The following is a 409-nucleotide window of genomic DNA, read 5'->3' on the forward strand; positions in this document are numbered from 1 at the left end:
TGGGTGCCGGCGTAGCGCTTGAGCAGGTTGCCCATGGCCGGCGACAGCTTGGGGGCGTTGGGGTAGTCGACCCAGCTGCGCTGACCGGTTTCTCGGCCGCTGGCCCAGCGCGTCGCCAGGGAGCTGTTCTCGTTCTTGTCCGTGCCCTCGTTCTTGCCCTCGTTCTTGCCGGCGTTATCGTCGGGGTCCACCAGGTTGCCCGCGGGGTCGAAGGTGAAGCGTTCGTCGTGGGTGGGCGAGACGGCCTGACGCAATCGCCCCAGCGGGTCGTAGCCGTAGCGAGTGGTGCCGCGCAGGCTGTCGTCGGTGGCCGTCAGCAGGCCATTGTCGGCGTAGTGCCATTGGCGCTTGGTCTGGCGGCGTCTTGCGTCAGGGGCAACGTCCTTCCCGGGCAGGCGTTGCCAGCTGT

The 409-nt window shown here is 68.2% G+C and carries 1 protein-coding gene; it reads right to left on the bottom strand.

The genetic code is table 11. The annotated features are described in order from the left end of the window. Positions 1–409, bottom strand: a 409-nt coding sequence (locus ACUN9Y_RS22220) for a hypothetical protein (RefSeq protein WP_445462915.1), incomplete at both ends; no start/stop codon positions are given.

The sequence above is a fragment of the Halomonas sp. V046 genome (assembly GCF_052645355.1).